Genomic DNA, 21690 nt, shown 5'->3' with positions numbered 1-21690 from the left:
CCTCTTCGGCTTGCGCCCCCTCTTCGGCTTGCGCCCCCTCTTCGGCTTGCGCCCCCTCTTCGGCTTGCGCCCCTCAATCTGAAGGGAGGGAGATCGCGATCGCTGTATCTCATAAGTCCGTTGAAAGGGCTATAGATAAAAAAGCCATACCCTTGAGATATGATTGAAAATAAAAGCATAAAAATAGAAGATGAATAAATTAAACACTCAGATTGCTACTAATTCCTTACCTCCCCAAAACATAGATGCAGAAGAGTCAATTCTGGGTGGTATTTTGCTAGATCCAGAAGCAATCAACAAAGTGATTCACTTCATAACACCAGAAAGCTTTTATGTTTCAGCCCATCGTGAAATCTATAGAGGTGCCTTAACGCTACACGAACAGGGAAAACCAACAGACTTGATGAGTGTAACGAGTTGGTTAGCGGATCAAGGCTTATTAGAAAAAGTCGGCGGAACTATAAAATTAGCTCAACTAGTTGATCGAACTGTATCAGCGATTAATATTGATCGCTACGGCGCTTTAGTAGTAGATAAATATATGCGTCGTCAGTTAATTAGTGCAGGTCATGAAATCATTAACCTAGGATATGATACCACCAGAGAACTTGACCAAGTCTTAGACCAATCAGAACAGAAAATTTTCAGTCTCAGTCAAACTCGTCCCCAAGAAGGATTAGTGCCCATAGCTGATACCTTAGTAACTACTTTTACTCAAATAGAACAGCTACAGCAAAAGGAAGCCTTACCAGGAATCACCACTGATTTATATGATTTAGATGCTATGACCAGTGGTTTTGGGCGTTCTGACTTAATTATATTAGCTGGGAGACCATCAATGGGAAAAACGGCCCTAGGTTTAACCATTGCCCACAATATTGCGGAGAAACATCAGTTACCTGTGGCTATTTTTAGCTTAGAAATGTCTCAAGAACAACTAGCCCAACGTTTACTAGCCTCCGTAGCAGAAATAGAGAGTAATAGATTGCGTTCAGGACGTTTAAGTCAAACAGAATTAGAATCTCTAACTACGGCTATGGCTGAAGTGTGTGAATTGCCAATCTATATAGATGATAACGCCACATTAACTGTAATGCAAATGCGCTCCCAAGTTAGAAGACTTCAGTCAGAACAAGGCAAAAAGTTAGGATTAGTCCTATTAGACTATTTACAACTTATGGAAGGCAGTGGTAGTGATAATCGGGTTCAAGAGTTATCTAGAATCACTCGCAGTCTCAAGGGTTTAGCTAGGGAAATTGATGTGCCAATAGTGGCTCTATCTCAGCTAAGTAGAGGTGTAGAATCCCGTACGAATAAGCGTCCGATGATGTCAGATTTAAGAGAAAGTGGTTCAATTGAACAGGATGCTGATTTAGTAGTTATGTTATATCGTGATGAATACTATAACCCGGATACTGTAGACCGTGGTGTTGCAGAAGTAATTATAGCTAAACATCGTAATGGACCGACTGGTACAGTGAAACTACTATTTAAACAAGAATATACCAAGTTTTTAAATCTCAAATCCCCAGGTTATTAAGTTGTTTGTCTAACTATCTTCTATTCGTAACTTCTACTAGGTAGTTACCATCCATACAAATGAAATAATTGTCAGAAAAATACCTATTGCCAAACATCCATTACATGCAGAACTAAGTTGTAGTATATTTAGTTCTTGTTCTGCAATAGTTGAATAATCATTAGGCTGACTAAAAAAATTGACAATACTATTGATTGGTCTTTTTGCCTTATCCAACTCTTCTTTCATCTCATTTATCTGTAATATACCAAAAATAGATAGAGCGATAAGAGCGGCACCTATCAATAATAATATAGAAGAAAAAATAAACATTTTATGTACTATGACTCCATAAACTAATATTTATTTATAAAACTAAACTTTCTTGCTATAAATAAATGTATCATACATTAGCTTTTGCTGATATTAAGTTTGATTAAAGAGATAACTAACAGTTGACTATACTTTTTTAGCCCACATATCCTCCAACATACTAGACAAAACTGGAACCACAAATAAACTCAACAAAGAAGAAGTAAATAAACCTCCCATAATAGCTACAGCCATTGGCTGTCTTAACTCGGCACCTGCACCCAAACCCAAGGCAATGGGCAACATCCCCAATATTGTTGAAGTAGTAGTCATTAAAATTGGACGCAGTCGCACAGACCCTGTTTCTATTAAAGCCTGTTCTCGTTTCATGCCTCCTAGACGCAGTTGGTTAGCATAATCCATAAGTAAGAGAGCGTTTTTATCTAGTAAACCGATTAAAAAAATAAATCCGATGAGGGAAATAATACCAAAATCACTTCCGGTAATTAGTAATCCCAACATCGCACCTGATAAAGATAGAGGCAAACATAAAATAACTACTATTGGTTCTCTAATTCTGCCAAATAAGAGAATAAGAATAGTCAACATTAAGACTACTGATAATAAAAAGGTTCTAGTAAATCTACCAATAACCTGATTACTGTGGTCGCTATTTCCCCAACGACGCCAAGAAATGCCATCAGGTATTAATGGTATTGCTTTTGCTTCTAATTTAGCCGTGACATCTTCTAAAGCTACATCTGAGTCTAAATTGGCACTTAAGTAAATTACTGTTTCTCCATTGAGTCGCTCAATTTTATCAGTTTCGTAAGAAAGTTCTATATCAACTAACCCAGTTATTTGAATCGCTTCGTCTTTAACCTTTTGAGCCGTAGTATTTAATAAGTCTAAATCTTCCCCTATAATAGCAATTTGTAGGGGTTTCTCCGCTTCTGTCTCCACAAAGGGAATATCTTCTACACTAGTAGTGACATAATTGATTTTTGGTAAGGAATCGCGAACTTGAGATTGGACTATTGCAGTAGTGTTTTCTCGGTCTGATTTGAGTTGAATTGCTAATTTACCTCGATTTGGTTGTCCTCTATTTCCGGCAATAGTTAAGACAGATTGGACATCAGGATGTTTTAAAATTTCTGTTTCTAATTCTTGTCCTACTTTGAGAGTTTTACGCAGTAAAAATCTTTCTGGAGATTTACTCAAATTACCTAACCAGCTTAATTCACTATTTTCTGGCAGGTTTTCAGGGGCATTTTCTGAGGGATTGAGAGTTATATTTGGTAAAGCTACCGTATAGTTAACATTAAACTCTCCCCTATCGAGTCTGGGGATAAATCCTTGGGGAATTAAAGGTATGATAATAATTCCTAAGATAACACTGCCAAGAGCGATCGCCATTACTGTTTTGCGATGATTTAGAGACCATTGGAGTGCTTTTTTGTACCAAATTACTAGAAATGATTCTTCTGTTATTGCTGTTTGATGGTTTTTTACTTGAGGTTTAAGCCAAAGAACTGCTAAAGTAGGGGCTAAGGTACGAGCTACTAATAAAGAAAAAATTACCGCCGCTGAAATTGTCAAGCCAAAGGGTTTAAAAAACTTACCTACTGTACCTCCCATAAAAGCCACAGGAATAAATACCGCAGCAATAGTTAGAGTTGAAGCAGTTACTGCTAAACTAATTTCATCTGTACCCTCAATTGCTGCTTGTTTGGGAGTTTTACCTCGATTAATTAAACGCACAATATTTTCTACATCAACAATTGAATCATCGATGACAATCCCAATTACCAAGGCTAAAGCTAATAGGGTGAGAGTTTGTAAATTAACTTTGACGATTGCCATAACCAGAAAAGTACCTAACAAGGATATGGGAATTCCCAAAGCTGTAATCAAGGTGGCACGCCAATTACGCAAAAATAAGAAAATTACCACCACGGCTATTATGATTGCCATCACCAATTCTTGAATAGTTGCTTTTACTGCCGCTTCTATATAATCTGCTTGAGTTTCTGCTATAGTTAATTGAATATCTGGTAAATTAGTTTGTATTGCTGCTACTGTGCTTTGCACTTGTTTAACTACTTCTAGGGTATGAGCCTCGTGGCGCTTAATTACCTGAAAACCTAAAGTTTCTTGTCCATTAAAACTAATTCTTGTGCCTAAGCTATTTTCTGTTTTTGCTTCTATACCTAATATGTTAAGCTTACGTACACCTGGTAGCTGAGTTATTTTAGGGAAAATTTGTTGTTGAGCGATATTATATAATTCTTGTTTAGTTTTTTCTTTACTTAAGAGTACATAACTTATTGCTGATGACTCATTTAAGTCAACAGGAATAACTTGAGTTGTTGTGGCTGTTGGTAAAGTAGTTTGATTAATAATTGTTTTTACTTCAGCGGTAACAGCATCTAAATCAGTACCTCCATTAAATAAAACGTTGATCACACTTTGTCCTGGATAAGTTATGGAATAGAGTTCATCTAATTCTGATAATGATTGTAATGGTTGTTCTAAAGTTTGAGTTAATTGTGTTTCTGTAGCTACAGTAGAGTTAATAGGTGATTTAGCGGTTACCACTACTACAGGAAAGCTAATATTGGGAAAGAGAGAATAACTAAGGGAATTAAAAGCAAATAATCCCGCAACGATTATACCTAGCCAAGCCGAAATAATGATCAGCTTATGGCTAATGGCAAAACGAGAAAAGTTCAATCGTTGTCGAAAAGAAAGTTTTTGCTGAGAATTTGTCATTGCTTTAAGTAGGTAGGCGAAATTAATAGAAAAAGTTTTGAAATAGTCAAAAAACCCTGTCAGGCGTGGGCTACCTGTCTTACCTCCGCTGTTCCCTCACTCATTTTAACTTTTAATTAAGCCCATCTACTTACTTTAATAAATTTTACTTAAAAGCTAAATATTTAATATAGCTTAATATTTAGCAATATTAGTTAATAATTACTCAAAAAGTTAATGAGTAAGGGATTGGGGGAATTTATTAGCATAAATATTGTCGAGAAAATAAATTGATTGTTAAAAAATATGTCAAAACTGATGAGAGAGGAGACATAATCAGGGAAAATTTAAAACAAAATGGCTCGAAATATGAAAAAGCCATAAAGTTTAGAAATTTCTCTTTAATTATAGGAGTCAAATAAATGACAGTTACGACAGCGGCATCTCGTTTAGGTATTTCAGCCTTTAGAGAAACAGCACCAGTAGAATTACGTCCTAATTGGACAAAAGAAGAGGCAGAAACAGCGATTCGTGTAGTTTACCGTCAAATCTTCGGTAATGACTATATTATGAAATCAGAGCGTTTAACTAGTTTAGAATCATTGTTGTGTAATGGTTCAATCACAGTTAAAGACTTTGTTCGTGGAGTAGCAAAATCAGAACTATATAAATCTAAGTTTCTGTATAACAACTTTCAAACCCGAGTAATTGAGCTAAATATCAAACATTTACTAGGTCGTGCTCCCTATGATGAGTCAGAAGTAATTTATCACCTAGATCTTTATCAAAATAAAGGCTTTAATGCAGATATAGACTCATACATAGATTCTGAAGAATACGAAGCAAACTTTGGGAATGATATTGTGCCTTATTATCGCGGTTTTTTTAACCAAACACAGCAAAAAACCGTAGGCTTCACGAGAATGTTCCAATTATACCGGGGTTATGCCAATAGCGATCGCGCTCAAGCAGCGGGGAAAAAATCTCGTTTAGCGAAAGAGTTAGCGATGAATACAGCATCTAATGTTACAGGACCATCAGGTGGTAACGATGGCTGGGCTTATCGTCCTTCAGTGCAAGATAAAACTCCTAACCAGGCATTTGGCAATCCCTATAATGGGGAACGTCTGTATCGTATAGAAGTAGCGAGTTTAAATGGACCAAGATATCCTAAAGTACGTCGGGTGAATCGTGCTTTTGTAGTTCCTTATTCACAACTTTCGGAAACTTTACAAAAGGTTAATAAAATGGGCGGGAAAGTCGCTAATATAAGTTTAGCTTAACAACTCATCTCACCAAATAAGGAGTCATAACAAAATCAAAATGCTGAATCAAAATTTAGCCAGTAGCACCTCTCCTTCGGATAATCGCGTTTTTGTTTACGAAATCAGCGGATTAAAACAAAACCAACTAAGCGATCGTCAAAAATATCCTATTCGTAAAAGTGGCAATGTCTTTTTAACAGTACCATATCGACGTATGAACGAAGAAATGCTGCGAATTACTCGTCTGGGTGGAGAAATAGTCAGTATTAAATCTTTAGAAGATTTCAACAAAGAAAATACTGAGTCTGGTGATCAAGAATAGAGAATTTTAGCTAACAAGAGTAAAATACCCCGACCTTAAATAAGGTTGGGGTAAAATTTTATGTGTGTAAGTTTTAAGGAACCTATAATAAAGCATTATGAGCTTAAACCCCAAAAAAATTGAGAATACCACTAAATTAATTTTTTAAAATCGGTAAATTTTCGGAATTATCAGTTATAATGGAAACATGAAAAAAAAAGGAATCATGGTACCCCCTGTAGCAAGAAATTAATATGTTGTTTTTAAAGGCTCCTATTGCGATAGGAGCACTTTTTTTGCTAAACCAAGATGAAGTTAAACAAAAAGTTCAATTTGTCCATTTCTCTGATAAATTGTAGGTTATGTCAGAATCAGGAATATAAGAGAAAGAACTAAAGATGCGTATTTTATTTGTAGCAGCAGAAGCAGCACCAATTGCTAAAGTAGGTGGAATGGCAGATGTGGTGGGAGCTTTACCTAAAATATTAAAGAAACTAGGGTATGATGTCAGAATTATCATGCCTTACTATGGTTTTGTAGCGGACAAAATCGAAATACCTAAAGAACCAATTTGGTGGGGTTATGCCATGTTTGAAAATTTTGCCGTTTATGAAACAGTTCTACCTGAGACTGATATACCATTATATTTATTCGGACATCCTGCCTTTTGGCCAAGACGTATTTATGCAGGAGAAGACGAGTTTTGGCGTTTTACCCTATTCTCCAACGCTGCGGCAGAATTTGCTTGGAATTATTGGAAACCGCAAATTATTCACTGTCACGATTGGCACACAGGGATGATTCCAGTGTGGATGCACCAAACAGCAGATATTGGCACTGTCTTTACTATTCATAATTTAGCTTATCAAGGGCCTTGGCGTTGGTATTTAGAAAGAATTACCTGGTGTCCTTGGTATATGCAAGGACATAATGTAATGGCGGCAGCTTTACAATTCGCGGACCGCCTAAATACTGTGTCACCAACCTACGCTCAACAAATTCAAACTCCCGCATACGGAGAAGAGTTAGAAGGACTATTGTCATTTGTAAGTGGTAAATTAACAGGAATTCTCAACGGTATAGATACCGATAGTTATAATCCCGCGACTGATAAATATATCCACCAGAATTTTACTATTGAGACCCTCGACAAAAGAACTAAAAACAAAATTAAACTCCAAGAAGAAGCAGGGTTGGAAATCAATAGTAGTGTCTTCTTAATTGGAATGGTAACTCGTCTAGTAGAACAAAAAGGAATTGATTTAGTTATTCAAATTCTAGACCGTTTCATGGCCTACACTAATGTACAGCTAATTATTTTGGGAACAGGAGACCGTTACTACGAAACACAACTATGGCAATTATCCTCTCGTTTTTCGGGGCGGATTTCCGTACAATTACTGTATAATGATGCTCTATCTCGGAGAGTTTACGCCGGTTGTGATGCTTTTTTGATGCCATCTAGGTTTGAACCCTGTGGAATAAGTCAAATGTTGGCGATGAGGTATGGGTGTATACCGATAGTCAGACGTACAGGGGGATTAGTAGATACAGTAACTTTTAGCGATCCAATGGCTAACACGGGCACAGGCTATTGTTTTGACCGCTACGAACCCCTAGATCTTTATACTTGTTTGGTTAGAGCTTGGGAAAGCTACCGTTATCAGGACAAATGGCAGGAATTGCAAATCAGAGCAATGAATCAAGACTTTAGTTGGTATAAATCTACATCTGAATATATTAAAATATATCAAGAGATAGTAGGAATGCCGGAAGAAGAACGCCAATTAGAACAAGAAAAATTAACACGGCTAACAAAAAATTCTGCATCTAAAGATAAATAACTGTTAAAAAATTCTCCATTGTGGGAAAGCTAATAATAGGAACTATTGGAATAGTTGTATGACTGAGAAATCACATCCAGAAAATCCATCAACCAGGATACCGCCTACCTCATTACAAGAATCAAATACATTGAGTAGATTCGTGAAACAACCACTTAAACCAGAAGCAGAAACCGGGAAAAAAACAGGAAACCCCTCTTCAGGGTCAAGCATGCCCCCACCACCACCACCACCATCGACGAGCATAGCCCAGGAAGTGACGAGGGTAGTACCAAGAGGGTCAAATAAAAGTATGCCGCCAATGCCCCCACCACCATCAACGACCATAGCCCAGGAAGTGACGAGGGTAGTACCAAGAGGGTCAAATAAAAGTATGCCGCCGATGCCCCCACCACCATCGACGACCATAGCGCAGGAAGGGACGAGGGTAGTACAAAGAGGGTCAAATAAAAGTATGCCGCCAATGCCGCCACCACCACCTTCTGATGCTATGCCTTTAAGCGGTATGCTCACAGGAGACTTGGGAGATCAAACTTTTGAAACTATGCCTATTCTTCCTAAAGATAGGGTGATGTCTCCAAGGGAAGCAGGGTCGGGGGGAGCACCACCACCACCATCGTTTGCCCCAGGGAGAAGTACAGATCGCGAATCACCTCGCCCGATATTAAGACCATCTCCAGGTCACCCAACCTTGGAATCTTTAGTGCAAGAAGCATATAGCAATGATTGTTCTGATATTCATTTGGGAGTAAATGAAATACCACGGATGCGCGAGCGCGGTGAAATTGTGCTCACTAATCACCCCGTCACAGATCATCATACGTTTATGAGTTGGTTGCGAGAAGTACTGACAGAAGAACAAATTCAACAATATCATAAAAATTTAGAGTACGATGGAGCGACTCAATACGAATTTGCTAGGGTGAGGATCAATGTATTTGACTCTCTGCGCGGTCCAGGCATGGTTCTAAGACTTATTCCAGTAAAAATACTGACCATCGAGCAACTGCGACTGCCTCCAGTTTTTAAAGATATTTCTGATTATCACAAGGGATTAGTTTTAGTAACAGGACCAACAGGTTCAGGTAAGTCAACAACCCTAGCGGCTATGGTAGACTATATCAATAATGAACACCCGAAAAATATTATCAGTATTGAAGACCCAATCGAATTTGTACACCAAAGTCGCAAATCAATTATTCGTCAAAGAGAAGTAGGAATTCATACTCATGAGTTTGATCGTGCCCTCAAGGCATCTCTGAGGGAAGACCCGGATGTGATTCTAGTAGGGGAAATGCGCGATCGCGAAACCGTGAACACGGCCCTGAAAGCAGCTCAAACAGGTCACTTAGTTATGGGAACACTACATACTAACAGCGCGGTGAAAACCCTAGAAAGGATTTTGAGTTTATACTCCCCTGAAGAACAAGATGCCATGCGAATGGCGATTTCTGAATCTTTAATTGCTGTTATTTCTCAAGGGCTATGTCGTACTACAGATGGTAAACGAGCTGCTTTTCATGACATCTTAATGAATACAGAAACTGTAAAAGACTATATCAAACAATGTAAATACGAAGAAATTGCACAGCTCATGCAAAATGGTGAATATGATGGCATGATTACGATGAATCAATCACTGTTTAATCTCTATCAAGAAGGTCGAATCACTGAAGAAATAGCCTTAGAAATGTCACCTGTACCGAATGAAATGGCGATGATGCTTAGAGGTAGAATCTAGTTTATACCTGAAGTTATGAGCTTGAAATAAAAAATTTTTATTTCAAGCTTTACGGCTTGGTTCTACAATATAGCAATTCTCATACTCATGAGGTACATTTTTTGTTCCTTTCCCTTCTGGAGTTCCCTAATCCCTTAACTTCTGTACCTCAATAGACTGAAAAACCTCCTTAATATCACCAATGACAGCATCAATAAAAGGAATTGCTTTATTTACCCCAGGCGGCGACTTATTCTATTGTCTAGATCCTACTAAACAAAATCGCTGGCACTTAAATCTATGCCTTGCCATACAAGAAAAACTAAATTTACAAGAACCACCTCATTTCTTAGTGCCTGGTTACACAGCGACTATAGATCGCTGGATAACTTCAGACAAAGGAGAAACACAAATAGCCGCAGAATTTTATCCCGCTTTAAAACGTTACGTACCTCTCCTCAATGGTATTTTTAATTTAGAGTCAAATACTATCTGGAATATGGCCGAATGGCAAGAGGAATTTTGTAATCCTATGGCACTAGAAACCTATAAACAAAGGTTTCCTCAACTTTGGGAAAATCATAACTTAATCGTTAAGATTGAACCTCACTGTTCTCCAATTCAATCATTACCGCCTTCTAGTGAGCAAATAACTCCCTTAGTTTCTCCTAAATATAATTATATTTTACGTTTATTTGTGGCTAATCATGACTTACAGAATTCTGAAACTTTTCTCACTCTTCATAATATTCTCGAAAAAGGCTTAAATGTACCCTATACACTCAAAATTATTGATATCAATAAACATCCAGAATTAGCCGAGAACTTTCAAATATCCGCTACACCCACTTTAGTGAGAATTTGGCCTAAACCTACCCGACGTATTGTCGGAGAACTAAAAAACTGGCAACGGGTTTTAACAATTTTAACTAGATAGAATGTTTATTCGTTATCAGCTTCTTCGGGAGGGAACTTCCGCCTAGAAAAAATAATGAAAGCCCTACTTAGAGCGACTTTGAGCAGTTTTTGTAGCCGCTTTACATGGGTACAAATCCTCTGATGCTTAAACGAAGCTTGGTTCGAGAGATTTGAACTTATGTTTCAATTATACAGCGTGCCGCTTCGCGGTTTCCGATTAATCAATCCTATAAATGAGATTGAAACTCATACTATAATATATAAATTTCATAGCTAGGTTTTCAATTAATCAATCCTAGAAATGGCATTGAGAGTTAGAATAATTTTAAAACAAAAGTTCTATTTACACATTTATTGTCAAAGTACTCTCATGGTATCATTTTCTCAAGTTTGGACAAAAGTTAACTTGTGGTTTAACAATATTCCGGATCAAGCTATAGACTCAGCTTATCAAAGTGCTTTAAATATTAAGCAGATTGAAGACCAATATTTTCAAGGAAATATGATTTCTCCTGAGACTCAAGGAGGAGAAAGCGTTTATAAGTATCATCAAAGTGCCTTGAATCGTGAATTAGCTAAAATTAACTTGAATTTAACTCAGTTACATATTAGTAACTTTTTTGAATTAGGAAAAACATCCCCAACCACCACGGACAATTCTTCCTCAAAAACTTCCCTGGAGACAGAAATTAACGAAAAATTAATTTTTATTGAAGGTGTAGTCGGCAAATATCGCCAAAGACAAGAAGACGATTTAATTATTTTAGAAGAATCTCCTAAACCTAACTCTCTCCCTGAAAGGTTGTCTTTAAACTATCCTGAAGTATCTAGTAAAAAAAATAATAGTGTCTTAGATAATCTTGAAAATAAATTACGCAAAAAAGATTCTTTAAAAAGACGAAGATACAGTGAAGAATACGAACAAAAGCTAATTGAAGAATTACAACAGTTACGAAGAAAAAAGAAAACTGCTATCAGGATTTTGGCTTTATTAATTATTGTACCTTTTTTAGTACAAATAGTCAGCAAAAACTTAATTTATGTTCCGGTTTTAGATTTAAAAGTTAATCGAGTTCCCATCGAGCAAGTAAAAGTTAGTGAAGAAATTAGAGAAGAATCTTTAGAAGAATATAGAAAATTTCGAGATATGTTAGAAATTAGACAATTTTTGGCTCCTGAATCATATAATGAAGAACATAAAAAAGAAAAAATTCAAGAGAAAATTAAAGAATTATCAATAGAGGAAGCACATAAAGCTCAATTAGGTTTAGCTAATATTTTGGCCGATCTAACCGCTTTATTATCCTTCGTAGCAATTATCTATTTTCGTCGGCGCCAATGCAGAATTGCCATGAGTTATATAAATGAGAATTTTCTCAGTTTGAATGTTGTAACTCAAGTTTTTCTCTTGATTCTGCTTACAGATGTTTTTGTAGGATTTCACTCCGCAGAAGGATGGGATGTGATTTTAAGCAAGACTTTTGAACATGTGGGGATTCCAGAAAATCCAGCTTTTAATGGCCTATTTATTGCTACAATTCCTGTAATGTTAGATTCTATTTTTAAGCTGCTTATATTTAATTATTTTACCCGTAAATCCCCCACAGCAGTGGCAGTTTTAGAAAAAATGAATCAATAAGACCAAGTCCGGTTTTCACCTCAATGATATTCTTTTCACAAGTGCGATCGCCAATTGATCACAATCTTATAAATAAACTCATATATCTATCCTGATTCATAATCATATTCAGCTAGGCTTTGATTATCTTGTTTGATGATGGTAGAATGCTTTACTATGTCCAGTTAATACAATTATTATATATAGTTTAAAGATAACGGTAAAGTTACTATGAAGAAAATATTGGTTACAGGTGCTACGGGAAAAACAGGATCTCTAGTCCTAGAGAAACTCAGAGAACTAAAAGAGGAATTCATAGCCGAAGGCTTGGCGCGATCGCCCCAAAAACTACAGGAAAAATTCGGCAATACCGATGGTTTCCACGTAGGAGATATCACTAAACCAGAAACTCTCTCTACCCCTCTCTCAGGCTGTCAAGGCTTAGTGATTCTTACGAGCGCTAAACCAATAATGAAAGCGCCACCAGCAGCGCCGGGAGAGAGACCAGAATTTGAATTTGCCCCCGGAGGTATGCCAGAAGAAGTGGATTGGTTGGGACAAAAAAATCAAATAGATACAGCTAAAGCCGCAGGCGTAGAACATATTGTGTTAGTTGGTTCTATGGGAAGCACAGATCCTAACCACTATCTCAATAGTATCGGTAATGGTAATATTTTAGTCTGGAAACGCAAAGCAGAAGAATATCTGATAGATTCTGGAGTTGATTATACTATTATTAATCCTGGAGGACTATTAGATGAACCAGGGGGAAACAGAGAACTTATCGTAGGAAAAAGCGATCGCCTATTATTTAATCCTCCCGAAGGAATTAATCCTTCAATTCCCCGCGCTGATGTAGCCGAAGTGGTGGTACAAGCCTTAAGAATAGGGGAAGCAAGGAATAAAGCCTTTGATTTGATTTCTTTCCCAGAATCTCATCCTAATTCCCAAGTTACCAAAGATTTTACTAATTTATTTGCCCAAACTACTCCGGGATTATAGAACCATGTACAGTAGAATTATAATGACATTTATTTGGCTAGGTTTTATCTCCTATGCCTTGGTTTTTGCTCCTCCTTCTCAACCGGATACCACAGAACTAATTATCAACTTATCTAATGGTAATTGGGATGGTATCAATCCTCTAATTATCAGTTTATTTAACTTAATGGGTATTTGGCCAATTATCTATGCTTGTGTAGTGTTAATAGATGGTAGAGGTCAAAAAATCCCCGCCTGGCTATTTTCTGGACTATCCTTTGCTGTGGGTGCCTTTGCTTTGTTACCATATTTAATCTGGCGTGATGATAATCCTGAATTTCCAGGAAAAACTAATTTACTGATTAAAATTCTCGATTCACATATAGTGGGAATCTCCCTACTAATTGGTGCATCAATTTTAGTTTGGTTGGGTTTAAGTGAGGGGGATTGGCCAAGTTTTCTCCAGAGTTGGCAGTCTAGTCGCTTTATCAATGTGATGAGTTTAGACTTTTGTATATTAGCTTTGTTGTTTCCTGTTTTAGTTAAAGATGATTTAGCTAGAAGAAAAGTTGAACAAACCTGGCCACTTTTTTCTATCTCTTTTTTACCCTTGTTAGGACCTTTATTATATCTCTGTCTGCGGCCAAATTTGCCTACTCAATAAGAGTAAATTTGCCCGATTGAACTAAATTTGTTGATAAAATATAGCGTTTATCGGACTCATGAGGTACATAAAACATCAGCATAGCAGCATAGCTGCCTCTCTTGCCTCTCTTGCCTCTCTTGCCTCAAAGCGATAACCTCTGTACCTCACCAGTATGAGAATTGCTATAGTATTGATAAACATACGCAGGGAAAATTGTTAAGAAATTGTTGTCAAAAAAATATCTTATAGGAATAATAAATTGTCTGGTAAGTGGGTTAATATTTTGTCAATTTACTGAAGTAAATGCTCAATCTGAAAATTGCTTAGATCCAGATTCCTGTGCTACTAATTTAACCCAAACTGAGGAAAAAGACTCATTAGAATCTGAGGAGAGTCAAAAAGATTGGCAGATTATAGTTCAGCCTTATTTTACCCTACCAGTGAATACTTACGGTACAGCAAGAATTGGAGAACGACAAGTTGATTATCATTTAAGTTTAGGAGAATTATTAGATTCACTTAACTTTGCTATTTCAGGAAGAATTGAAGCTTGGAAAGGAAATTTTGGACTAATTTTTGATGGATACTATACTAGTATACAGGGAAGTGCTTTAAAAGAAATAACTCGTGGTCCTTTTGATACTAGAATTGAGTCTGATCTAAAATATAAACAAGGAATTTACGATTTTGCTCTAAGTTATCATATAGGCGATCGCCCAATTATCAGCAGAAACCAAAACTCTGAGGCTAAATTTCCCCGATTGTGGTTTAAACCCATTGTGGGAACGCGGCTTAATTCCCTTAACTTTGAGATAGATACAAGTATAACTTTTGAAAATTTAGATAGAAGCATAAATAGTGAGAATACACAACGGAGAACTTGGTTTGAACCTTTAGTAGGTGGCGAAGTTGGTATCCAAATCTCTCAACCGATTACTTTTTGGGTTAGAGGTGATGTCTCTGGTTTTGGGTTAGCAGGAGAAGAAGATTTAAGTTGGAATAGTATTTTTGGTCTAGATTGGCAAGTACAACGTCATGTATTTCTTCAAGCTGCCTATCGCTTTTACTTTATCAAGTATGGTGGTGAGAGTTTTGAATATAGACAAAATTTTAATGGCCCATATTTGGGAGTGAGTCTTAGGTTTTAAATTTTAAAACAATCTAAATAACTTTCTTTGTAAGACTAAATCAAAATTGATATTCATATTGTTAGGAGCAATTAAAACCGTAGGTGAATATAGATTTGAAAATATGCAACTTGAGAGTTTATACTAAACATGGAGATAGTGAGCTCACGGATTTAAAGGTCTTTTGGCTGATAATATCTCCTTTTTGTGATCCCGAACTCAATTTAAAAATAACACAACAAAAAAATGGTACTCCACGACAAAAACTCCATAAGACACAAGCTTGAAGACGAAGTATACGCTTCTGTAGACCTCTCAGTAAGTATGCCTAAGTACAAGTTTCCTAGCACTGAAAAAGATCCACGCCATGCTTATTCAGTTGTTCATGATGAATTGATGTTAGATGGGAACTCTCGACAAAACTTAGCGACCTTTTGTCAAACTTGGGTGGAACCAGAAGTACACAAGCTAATGGATGAGTGTATAGATAAAAACATGGTGGATAAAGATGAATATCCCCAGACAGCAGAAATAGAAGCACGTTGTGTTCAAATGCTGGCTGATTTGTGGAATTCACCGAAAGCAGTCAATGCCATTGGTTGTTCTACTACAGGTTCCAGTGAAGCTGCTATGTTGGGTGGTATGGCGATGAAGCGCCGATGGGAAGCGCAACGCAAACAAGCAGGCAAGACCCTCGACAAACCCAACTTAATTACTGGCCCTGTGCAAATATGCTGGCACAAGTTTACACGCTATTGGGATATCGAGCATCGTGAAATTCCTATGGAAAAAGGGCGGTTATTGATGACCCCCGAGGAGGTAATTAAAAGATGTGATGAAAATACCATCGGTGTGGTGCCAACTCTAGGAGTAACCTTTACTGGTGAATATGAACCAGTCCAAGCAGTATCAGATGCCTTGGATAAATATCAAGCAGAAACTGGTCTAGATATACCCATTCACGTGGACGCAGCTAGTGGAGGTTTTCTGGCTCCCTTCTGCGCACCTGACCTAGTATGGGACTTCCGCTTACCTAGGGTTAAATCTATAAACTCCTCAGGACATAAATTCGGTTTGTCCCCTTTGGGGGTTGGATGGGTTCTCTGGCGCGATGATCAAGATCTGCCCGAGGAGTTAGTTTTCTGGGTGAACTACCTGGGAGGCAATATGCGGGATATCGCCCTAAACTTCTCACGGCCAGGGGGACAAGTAGTGTGTCAATACTATAACTTCTTACGCTTGGGAAAAGAAGGATATAAAAAGATTCACACCGCTTGCTATGAGACGGCTCAATACATCGCCGCTGAAGTCGAGAAGCTCGGTCCTTTTGAAGTTATCTATCCCGGAGATATGGGTAAAGGAATACCTGCCTTGTGTTGGAAGATAAAACCAGGGGTTGATCCGGGTTTTAGTCTCTATGACTTTGCAGATCGCTTAAGATGCCGTGGTTGGCAAGTACCTGCCTATTCCTTACCAGCTAATTGTCAGGATTCGGTGATTCAAAGAATTTTAGTACGCCACGGGGTAAGTATGGACTTAGGATCTTTGTTGGTAGAAGATATGAAACATTCCCTTGAGTATTTCACAAAACATCCAGTTCAATCCCCAATGATTAGCGCCGAAGCTTCTGGATTTCATCATTAAAATCAATGAGCAAGCAATTTAATCAAATTGAGTTAATCAAAGCAAAGGGACCATGGCCTTTTATCACTCAGCGCATCTACCGCTTACCAGATGATTCTCAATTAGTATGGCGATCGCGTGAGCACCGCAAGCGCATACAGAGTATAGAAATCAGCAGATTAATTACTCTTACTAATAAGCTGTTACGCTGTTTGTGGATGCCAGAAGAATTAAATTGGTATATTGGTATAATTTTCGCCCTTGGTTCTTTTCTTTTTGCTTTAGGAAGTATATTTAGTCTCTTCCCAAGTCTTCCTAAAATATGGTCTCTTGACACCACTGCTGTTAACTCCATCTTTTTTATGGGTTCTATCCCCTTTACCATAGCTGCCTATCTACAGTTATTTCAAGCGCAGAATGCCGGGACATTTTCACCCCAAGGCAATGGGAGGCCACGACGAAGAATTGTTTGGTTTGCTTGGAGTCCTCACGAAATTGGCTGGTTAAGTTGTGCTTTGCAATTTCTCGGGACACTCTTGTTCAATGTTAATACCTTTAATGCCATGCTCCCAGGTTTACACTGGTTTCAGCAAGATTTAACCATCTGGATTCCCAATTTTTTTGGTTCAATTCTTTTCCTAGCTTCCGGTTATTTGGCTTTTACTGAAACTTGTCACGCCCATTGGAAATGGGAACCTACTAACCTTTCTTGGTGGGTGACTTTTATCAATCTACTTGGTTGTGTGGCTTTTATGATTTCAGCCTTTTTTGCTTTTGTTCCTCCTCAGGCTCCTAGTTTCGATGCCGTGACGATTTCCGTTGTATTTACATTGATTGGAGCTATTTGTTTTTTCTTTGGTTCACTGTTAATGTTACCAGAAACAGTTCACTAACTAATTGTCAAATTTAAGCAGATAATCGGCCAAAGCCTCATAAGCAGACAACAGATAACAAAAAAATACTATCACAATCAATTTATCATACTTACTCTAGAATATCCTTAAACTTTAACTCCTGACTGCTTTGCACCTGAAACCTCTATGGCAAAAATTAACAAAAAATGCCAAACTTAAGATAAATGTTACTTTACCCTGATTATGACAACCCTAAATATCTCCTTACCCGATAAAATGCGAGAATTTATTGACCAACAGCTTAAAACTAAAGGTTATAGTACCGCAAGTGAATACATTCGCCATCTTATTCGCCAAGAACAAGAAAAAGAAGAGCAAAAACGTCTAGAAACCCTGTTACTGGAAGGGTTAGACAGTGGCGAACCCGTCGAAATGACAGAAGAATGGTGGGAAAAAAAGCGAAAAGAAATTATTAACCGCTTAGGTAATGCTTAATCATGGCTTTACGGATTCTAATTACCCCAAAAGCCAATAAAGACCTAGAAAATATATCTGATTACATTGCCCAGAATAATCCCAATGTCGCCTTACGCTTCTTTGATGCTACCCGACAAACTATCGCCAAACTTGCAGAAACCCCCTATCTGGGAAGTATTTATCCCTTGACAAATCCTCGCTTACAAGGACTGAGGCAATGGAAAGTCAAAGGATTTACTAAGTATTTAATCTTTTATCTCGTAGAAGCAGAATTACTCACCATTATCAGAATTCTTCATGTTTCCCGTGACATTCCCAAAATTCTTGGCCAAGATTTTTAGATAGTTAGGTAAATACTTGAATTTTCTTCCGAACTCCTTGCCTCCTTGCCTTTGAACGCCACCAACACCAGTAACTTTTGGTAAACTCACCTCAAATTATCAGTACATTTTGTACTACTATAGCCCGAAGTCAAATTCATTCATTTAGTGGTTTCGGTGGGTTTTTTGTGTCAAAAAAACTCATTACTCATTACTTCAAAACTCATTACTCATGCTGAGGTTAAGCTTCTTTTTAGATTTTTGAGTTCAAATTTATGGTTAACTAAGTAACTATAGTAATTATCTAATCATTTTAGTTATGATAGCAAAAAAATATTTAAAGTATATACTAGTAATATTTTTGACTAGTGTATTACTAATTAGTTGTCATGATTTTCAGCAAAATCATGCTCAAACTTTGGATACAAATACAGAGGAAGAAGTATCACAAATTGTGCAAAATAACCAGATTACAGCACAAACTGGCCTAGCTAATATGTTAATAGCTAGTGCTAAAGAACGTGCCAATAAACAGCCGCAATTAGCAGCACAACTATCCCAACAAGCCCAATTGATTTTAGATGGTAAGATGAACTTAGGCAATCCTGCTTATTATAGTTTTACAGCAGTTAATCAACAACAAGAAGAAGTAGCTTTCTATGCTGTGGGGACAAGTAAAATTGCCTATTTATTTATTGGGGAAAATATAGAAAAAGAAATTCCACAGACTATTAGTATAGATAGTCTCTACTATCCAGAACAAGATCATACCTTTGTGAAACCAGCTTTGATGAGTCGGTCATTTTGGCAAGCATCTTTTACTCCAGAAAATAGAGAAAAATTTCAGGAAACTTTTATTAATAGTCAACAAGCTAAACTAACAGCCATTCCCCAAATAAACAAAAGTGGCAACCAGCAAACATTATCTTTAAAATGGTCAAATGTAGAAGTAGAAGATTCTCAAACCCAAGCTAATGTAGAAGTAGAGTTAAGGCTGTATAGAGATAGTGAAAAATCTGACTGGTATATTAATGTCAATCCTAAAAATAACCAAGAAGGTCAACAAAAAGTTCTCTACAATGTAGAATTTCCCATAATTGCTAATGTTGGAAAAGATTCTCAGCTAAATAGAATAAATAATCCTGATTATTTAGTATATCCCTTTCATTCAGGAGAACTAATTATTAATCCAGGAAACAATTTACAACCTCAGGAGATGATTTATCCAGGAGAAGTGCGCTGGCAATCTCTAGTATATTATCATAATAACCATGGACTTAACTTTATGGTGACAGATGCTGATGGTAATGTAAAATCTGCTGTAGCCAAACCCACAGAAGGAAACACAATTAAATTATCTTGGTTACATCATCCAGCCGCTATGGGTTATAAAAATAGTAGATTTAGAATGATGGGAGATAATCCAACAGTTAATTATTCTTGTCAAATTAGTACCTTTGAGGGAGAGTGGTATGAAGCAGCACAGGTGTATCGTGAATGGATGCTGCAACAAAACTTTTTAAACAATGGTAGACCAAAAAAATTAGCAGAAAATACTCAAGCGGCAGATTGGGCTAAAAATATTATAGTATCCTATCGAACTTATTCTGATTTAGGTATCAAGGGAGAAGATGGCTTGGGAGGAGAAAACAACCAAGTTAGACAGGTATATAATTTTCATAGAGAAAACTTGCCAGACTACCAAGGACAAATAAGTATATATGCTTGGCGTGATATCGAACCGAGTAAAGGTTCTTACTATGATCGCCCAGAAGTAGCACCAGGAGACAAAAATTATATAGGGAAAGACTTTGGTAAGGCGATCGCCAAACTAAGAGAAGCGAATCTTCACGGAAATCCCTTTATAGAATCACCTTTGTGGGATATCAATGGAACCACCTATAAACCTCAAAAAGGCCATCAAATCGCCCTATTACAATATAATAGTAAGCCAATTCGAGTAAAATTCGGCAAAGGAGAAAAAGAGAGAATTCTCGGCTGGGTAGATGTGGGGGAAGAGTTATGGATAACCAAACAAGAAAAAATTATGGAAACTCTCCTGCAACAAGCAGAATCAGATGCAGAAAAAATAGATGGTTTATATTATGACTTAGCTTTAATTACTAATCATCTCAATCATCGCAATCCAAAAACTGTAGGGGGAAATCATAGTGCCTTAGCTTGGCAAAAACTGGTGCAGCGAGTCACAGAAAAAGCCCGTCGCGGCAGTGGTAACAAAAGTAATCCCGAATACACCCTATTTACGGAGGGGATGTCAGATTGTTATCTCAACCTCAATCATTTTTATCTAAATTTCCAAGCAACAATACCCTTTGATTTAGTGTTGTGGGGTGACTACGTGAAAACCTACGGAACTAAATCATCTTGGGAAGTAACAAATAATTCTAATAGTACTAATTGGCAACAAGCTACTCCCTTAGCATTAACATTAGCTTGGGGACAACCTATTGGTCGTATTGATACTAACTTAATTAACTCTAACCAAGTAGCGAGAGACTTTGTGATTAATTTAGCAAAATATCGCCAGGCCAATTTAGATTATCTGAGTACAGGCCGTATGCTCAAACCAGTTACCATCAATAGTATAAACTGGAGTAGTCAGCCATCGCCCCGGGTGCCTAGAAATCAGTTAGCTGATGTGATGATTCCCAATGGAGTATTTGCCCATAAAAATGAAAATAATCGTGATAGGCTATTTATTTTTGTCAATGGCACTGTGGAAAAATCTACAGCAACTATAGACTTTACGATAGACGCTGCCCAATATAACATTCCTCCTAACTATAAGTTATATCGCCGCCAATTGAGTCAAGATGGTAGTGCAACCATGAGCGATATTCCGGTAGGAAGTTTTAATTCTGGGGCGATTACCCAATCTTTACAATTGCAGCCTCTAGAGATAGCTACTTATGTAGCTAAACCTTAATGGGGTTGTAGTTTTTTCCATTGGGAATCTGTCAAATTTCCTCGGCTGATTGGTTGGTTAGAATTTTAAGCAATTACACTCATAACATTTCTTGAAATGAAAGATATAATTAATATAAAATTTAGAATCTCCAATGAAGTATATTATTAGTACATTAATTACCTTAACTATTTCAAGTTTTTGGCCATTTTCTTTGTTAGCCACGCCCATTTATGGAATAAGCACAAACGGAGATATGCTTTTCTATGAACATGCAGGTTATAATGATGGTTCAGCAGATTGGCCTATTCAGGCAAAAAAAATAGGTCATGGCTGGAATTTTAAACAAGTTTTTGCAGGGGAAAATGGTGCTATTTATGCTATTACCTCAAACGGAGATATGCTTTTCTATGAACATGCAGGTTATAATGACGGTTCAGCAGATTGGCCTATTCAGGCAAAAAAAATAGGTCATGGCTGGAATTTTA

The 21690-nt window shown here is 37.2% G+C and carries 18 protein-coding genes; 16 read left to right on the top strand and 2 right to left on the bottom strand.

Annotation, left to right across the window (positions count from 1 at the left end; translation table 11 throughout):
- Nucleotides 1-190 precede the first annotated feature (190 nt).
- Nucleotides 191-1540, top strand: coding sequence for a replicative DNA helicase (dnaB, locus tag MW688_RS07905; RefSeq protein ID WP_486735408.1), 1350 nt, complete (start codon nt 191-193; stop codon nt 1538-1540).
- Nucleotides 1541-1576: 36 nt separating this feature from the next.
- On the opposite strand, the gene MW688_RS07900 is transcribed toward dnaB, so the two are convergent.
- Both MW688_RS07900 and MW688_RS07895 read right to left on the bottom strand, forming a co-directional pair.
- Nucleotides 1577-1852: a hypothetical protein gene (locus MW688_RS07900; RefSeq protein ID WP_486735406.1), complete on the bottom strand. Its 276-nt coding sequence runs from the start codon at nt 1850-1852 to the stop codon at nt 1577-1579.
- Nucleotides 1853-1978: 126 nt separating this feature from the next.
- Nucleotides 1979-4603: an efflux RND transporter permease subunit gene (locus MW688_RS07895; RefSeq protein ID WP_486735405.1), complete on the bottom strand. Its 2625-nt coding sequence runs from the start codon at nt 4601-4603 to the stop codon at nt 1979-1981.
- A 401-nt stretch (nt 4604-5004) separates the two neighbouring features.
- On the opposite strand from MW688_RS07895, the gene MW688_RS07890 reads away from it, so the two are divergent.
- The 15 genes from MW688_RS07890 to MW688_RS07820 form a co-directional block, all read left to right on the top strand.
- On the top strand, nt 5005-5865 hold the full coding sequence (locus MW688_RS07890; RefSeq protein WP_486735404.1) for a phycobilisome rod-core linker polypeptide: 861 nt from the start codon (nt 5005-5007) through the stop codon (nt 5863-5865).
- A gap of 40 nt (nt 5866-5905) precedes the next feature.
- Nucleotides 5906-6169 (top strand): rod-capping linker protein CpcD, encoded by a 264-nt coding sequence (cpcD, locus tag MW688_RS07885; RefSeq protein ID WP_486735403.1) that lies wholly within the window; start codon nt 5906-5908, stop codon nt 6167-6169.
- Nucleotides 6170-6546: 377 nt separating this feature from the next.
- Entirely contained in the window at nt 6547-7992 is a 1446-nt protein-coding gene (glgA, locus tag MW688_RS07880; protein ID WP_486735402.1) for a glycogen synthase GlgA, read from the top strand.
- A gap of 490 nt (nt 7993-8482) precedes the next feature.
- Nucleotides 8483-9733, top strand: coding sequence for a type IV pilus twitching motility protein PilT (locus tag MW688_RS07875; RefSeq protein WP_486735409.1), 1251 nt, complete (start codon nt 8483-8485; stop codon nt 9731-9733).
- Nucleotides 9734-9914: 181 nt separating this feature from the next.
- Nucleotides 9915-10649, top strand: a complete 735-nt coding sequence (locus tag MW688_RS07870; protein WP_486735401.1) for a circadian clock KaiB family protein — start codon at nt 9915-9917, stop codon at nt 10647-10649.
- A gap of 351 nt (nt 10650-11000) precedes the next feature.
- Nucleotides 11001-12269 (top strand): CemA family protein, encoded by a 1269-nt coding sequence (locus MW688_RS07865; protein WP_486735400.1) that lies wholly within the window; start codon nt 11001-11003, stop codon nt 12267-12269.
- 210 nt (nt 12270-12479) lie between these two features.
- Nucleotides 12480-13250, top strand: a complete 771-nt coding sequence (locus MW688_RS07860) for an SDR family oxidoreductase (RefSeq protein WP_486735399.1) — start codon at nt 12480-12482, stop codon at nt 13248-13250.
- Nucleotides 13251-13254: 4 nt separating this feature from the next.
- Nucleotides 13255-13893 carry a DUF2834 domain-containing protein gene (locus MW688_RS07855; RefSeq protein ID WP_486735398.1) on the top strand — a complete coding sequence of 213 codons (639 nt, stop codon included), beginning with the start codon at nt 13255-13257 and terminating at the stop codon, nt 13891-13893.
- Between the two features lie 209 nt (nt 13894-14102).
- On the top strand, nt 14103-15023 hold the full coding sequence (locus tag MW688_RS07850) for a hypothetical protein (RefSeq protein WP_486735397.1): 921 nt from the start codon (nt 14103-14105) through the stop codon (nt 15021-15023).
- Between the two features lie 225 nt (nt 15024-15248).
- Nucleotides 15249-16646 (top strand): glutamate decarboxylase, encoded by a 1398-nt coding sequence (gad, locus tag MW688_RS07845; protein ID WP_486735396.1) that lies wholly within the window; start codon nt 15249-15251, stop codon nt 16644-16646.
- 5 nt (nt 16647-16651) lie between these two features.
- Complete coding sequence (locus MW688_RS07840) at nt 16652-17518, top strand: hypothetical protein (RefSeq protein WP_486735395.1); 867 nt, start codon at nt 16652-16654, stop codon at nt 17516-17518.
- 204 nt (nt 17519-17722) lie between these two features.
- Complete coding sequence (locus MW688_RS07835) at nt 17723-17974, top strand: type II toxin-antitoxin system ParD family antitoxin (RefSeq protein WP_486735394.1); 252 nt, start codon at nt 17723-17725, stop codon at nt 17972-17974.
- A gap of 2 nt (nt 17975-17976) precedes the next feature.
- Nucleotides 17977-18297 carry a type II toxin-antitoxin system RelE/ParE family toxin gene (locus MW688_RS07830; protein ID WP_486735392.1) on the top strand — a complete coding sequence of 107 codons (321 nt, stop codon included), beginning with the start codon at nt 17977-17979 and terminating at the stop codon, nt 18295-18297.
- Between the two features lie 340 nt (nt 18298-18637).
- Nucleotides 18638-21223, top strand: a complete 2586-nt coding sequence (locus MW688_RS07825; protein ID WP_486735391.1) for a DUF6259 domain-containing protein — start codon at nt 18638-18640, stop codon at nt 21221-21223.
- Nucleotides 21224-21356: 133 nt separating this feature from the next.
- The coding region (locus tag MW688_RS07820) for a tachylectin-related carbohydrate-binding protein (protein WP_486735390.1) at nt 21357-21690 on the top strand (334 nt) is incomplete at its 3' end.

This window comes from Johannesbaptistia floridana (assembly GCF_057440575.1).
Note: the sequence above shows the minus strand (reverse complement) of the source record. Positions and strands in the feature narration are given on the sequence as shown.

Excerpts from the sequence above, each read along its gene's own strand:
- MW688_RS07900 (WP_486735406.1), bottom strand. The coding sequence starts at position 1,852 with ATGTTTATTTTTTCTTCTATATTATTATTGATAGGTGCCGCTCTTATC.
- MW688_RS07840 (WP_486735395.1), top strand. The coding sequence starts at position 16,652 with ATGAGCAAGCAATTTAATCAAATTGAGTTAATCAAAGCAAAGGGACCA.
- MW688_RS07830 (WP_486735392.1), top strand. The coding sequence starts at position 17,977 with ATGGCTTTACGGATTCTAATTACCCCAAAAGCCAATAAAGACCTAGAA.
- MW688_RS07835 (WP_486735394.1), top strand. The coding sequence starts at position 17,723 with ATGACAACCCTAAATATCTCCTTACCCGATAAAATGCGAGAATTTATT.
- gad (WP_486735396.1), top strand. The coding sequence starts at position 15,249 with ATGGTACTCCACGACAAAAACTCCATAAGACACAAGCTTGAAGACGAA.
- MW688_RS07890 (WP_486735404.1), top strand. The coding sequence starts at position 5,005 with ATGACAGTTACGACAGCGGCATCTCGTTTAGGTATTTCAGCCTTTAGA.
- MW688_RS07875 (WP_486735409.1), top strand. The coding sequence starts at position 8,483 with ATGCCTTTAAGCGGTATGCTCACAGGAGACTTGGGAGATCAAACTTTT.
- MW688_RS07855 (WP_486735398.1), top strand. The coding sequence starts at position 13,255 with ATGTACAGTAGAATTATAATGACATTTATTTGGCTAGGTTTTATCTCC.
- MW688_RS07865 (WP_486735400.1), top strand. The coding sequence starts at position 11,001 with ATGGTATCATTTTCTCAAGTTTGGACAAAAGTTAACTTGTGGTTTAAC.
- MW688_RS07895 (WP_486735405.1), bottom strand. The coding sequence starts at position 4,603 with ATGACAAATTCTCAGCAAAAACTTTCTTTTCGACAACGATTGAACTTT.
- glgA (WP_486735402.1), top strand. The coding sequence starts at position 6,547 with ATGCGTATTTTATTTGTAGCAGCAGAAGCAGCACCAATTGCTAAAGTA.
- MW688_RS07860 (WP_486735399.1), top strand. The coding sequence starts at position 12,480 with ATGAAGAAAATATTGGTTACAGGTGCTACGGGAAAAACAGGATCTCTA.
- dnaB (WP_486735408.1), top strand. The coding sequence starts at position 191 with ATGAATAAATTAAACACTCAGATTGCTACTAATTCCTTACCTCCCCAA.
- MW688_RS07870 (WP_486735401.1), top strand. The coding sequence starts at position 9,915 with ATGACAGCATCAATAAAAGGAATTGCTTTATTTACCCCAGGCGGCGAC.
- cpcD (WP_486735403.1), top strand. The coding sequence starts at position 5,906 with ATGCTGAATCAAAATTTAGCCAGTAGCACCTCTCCTTCGGATAATCGC.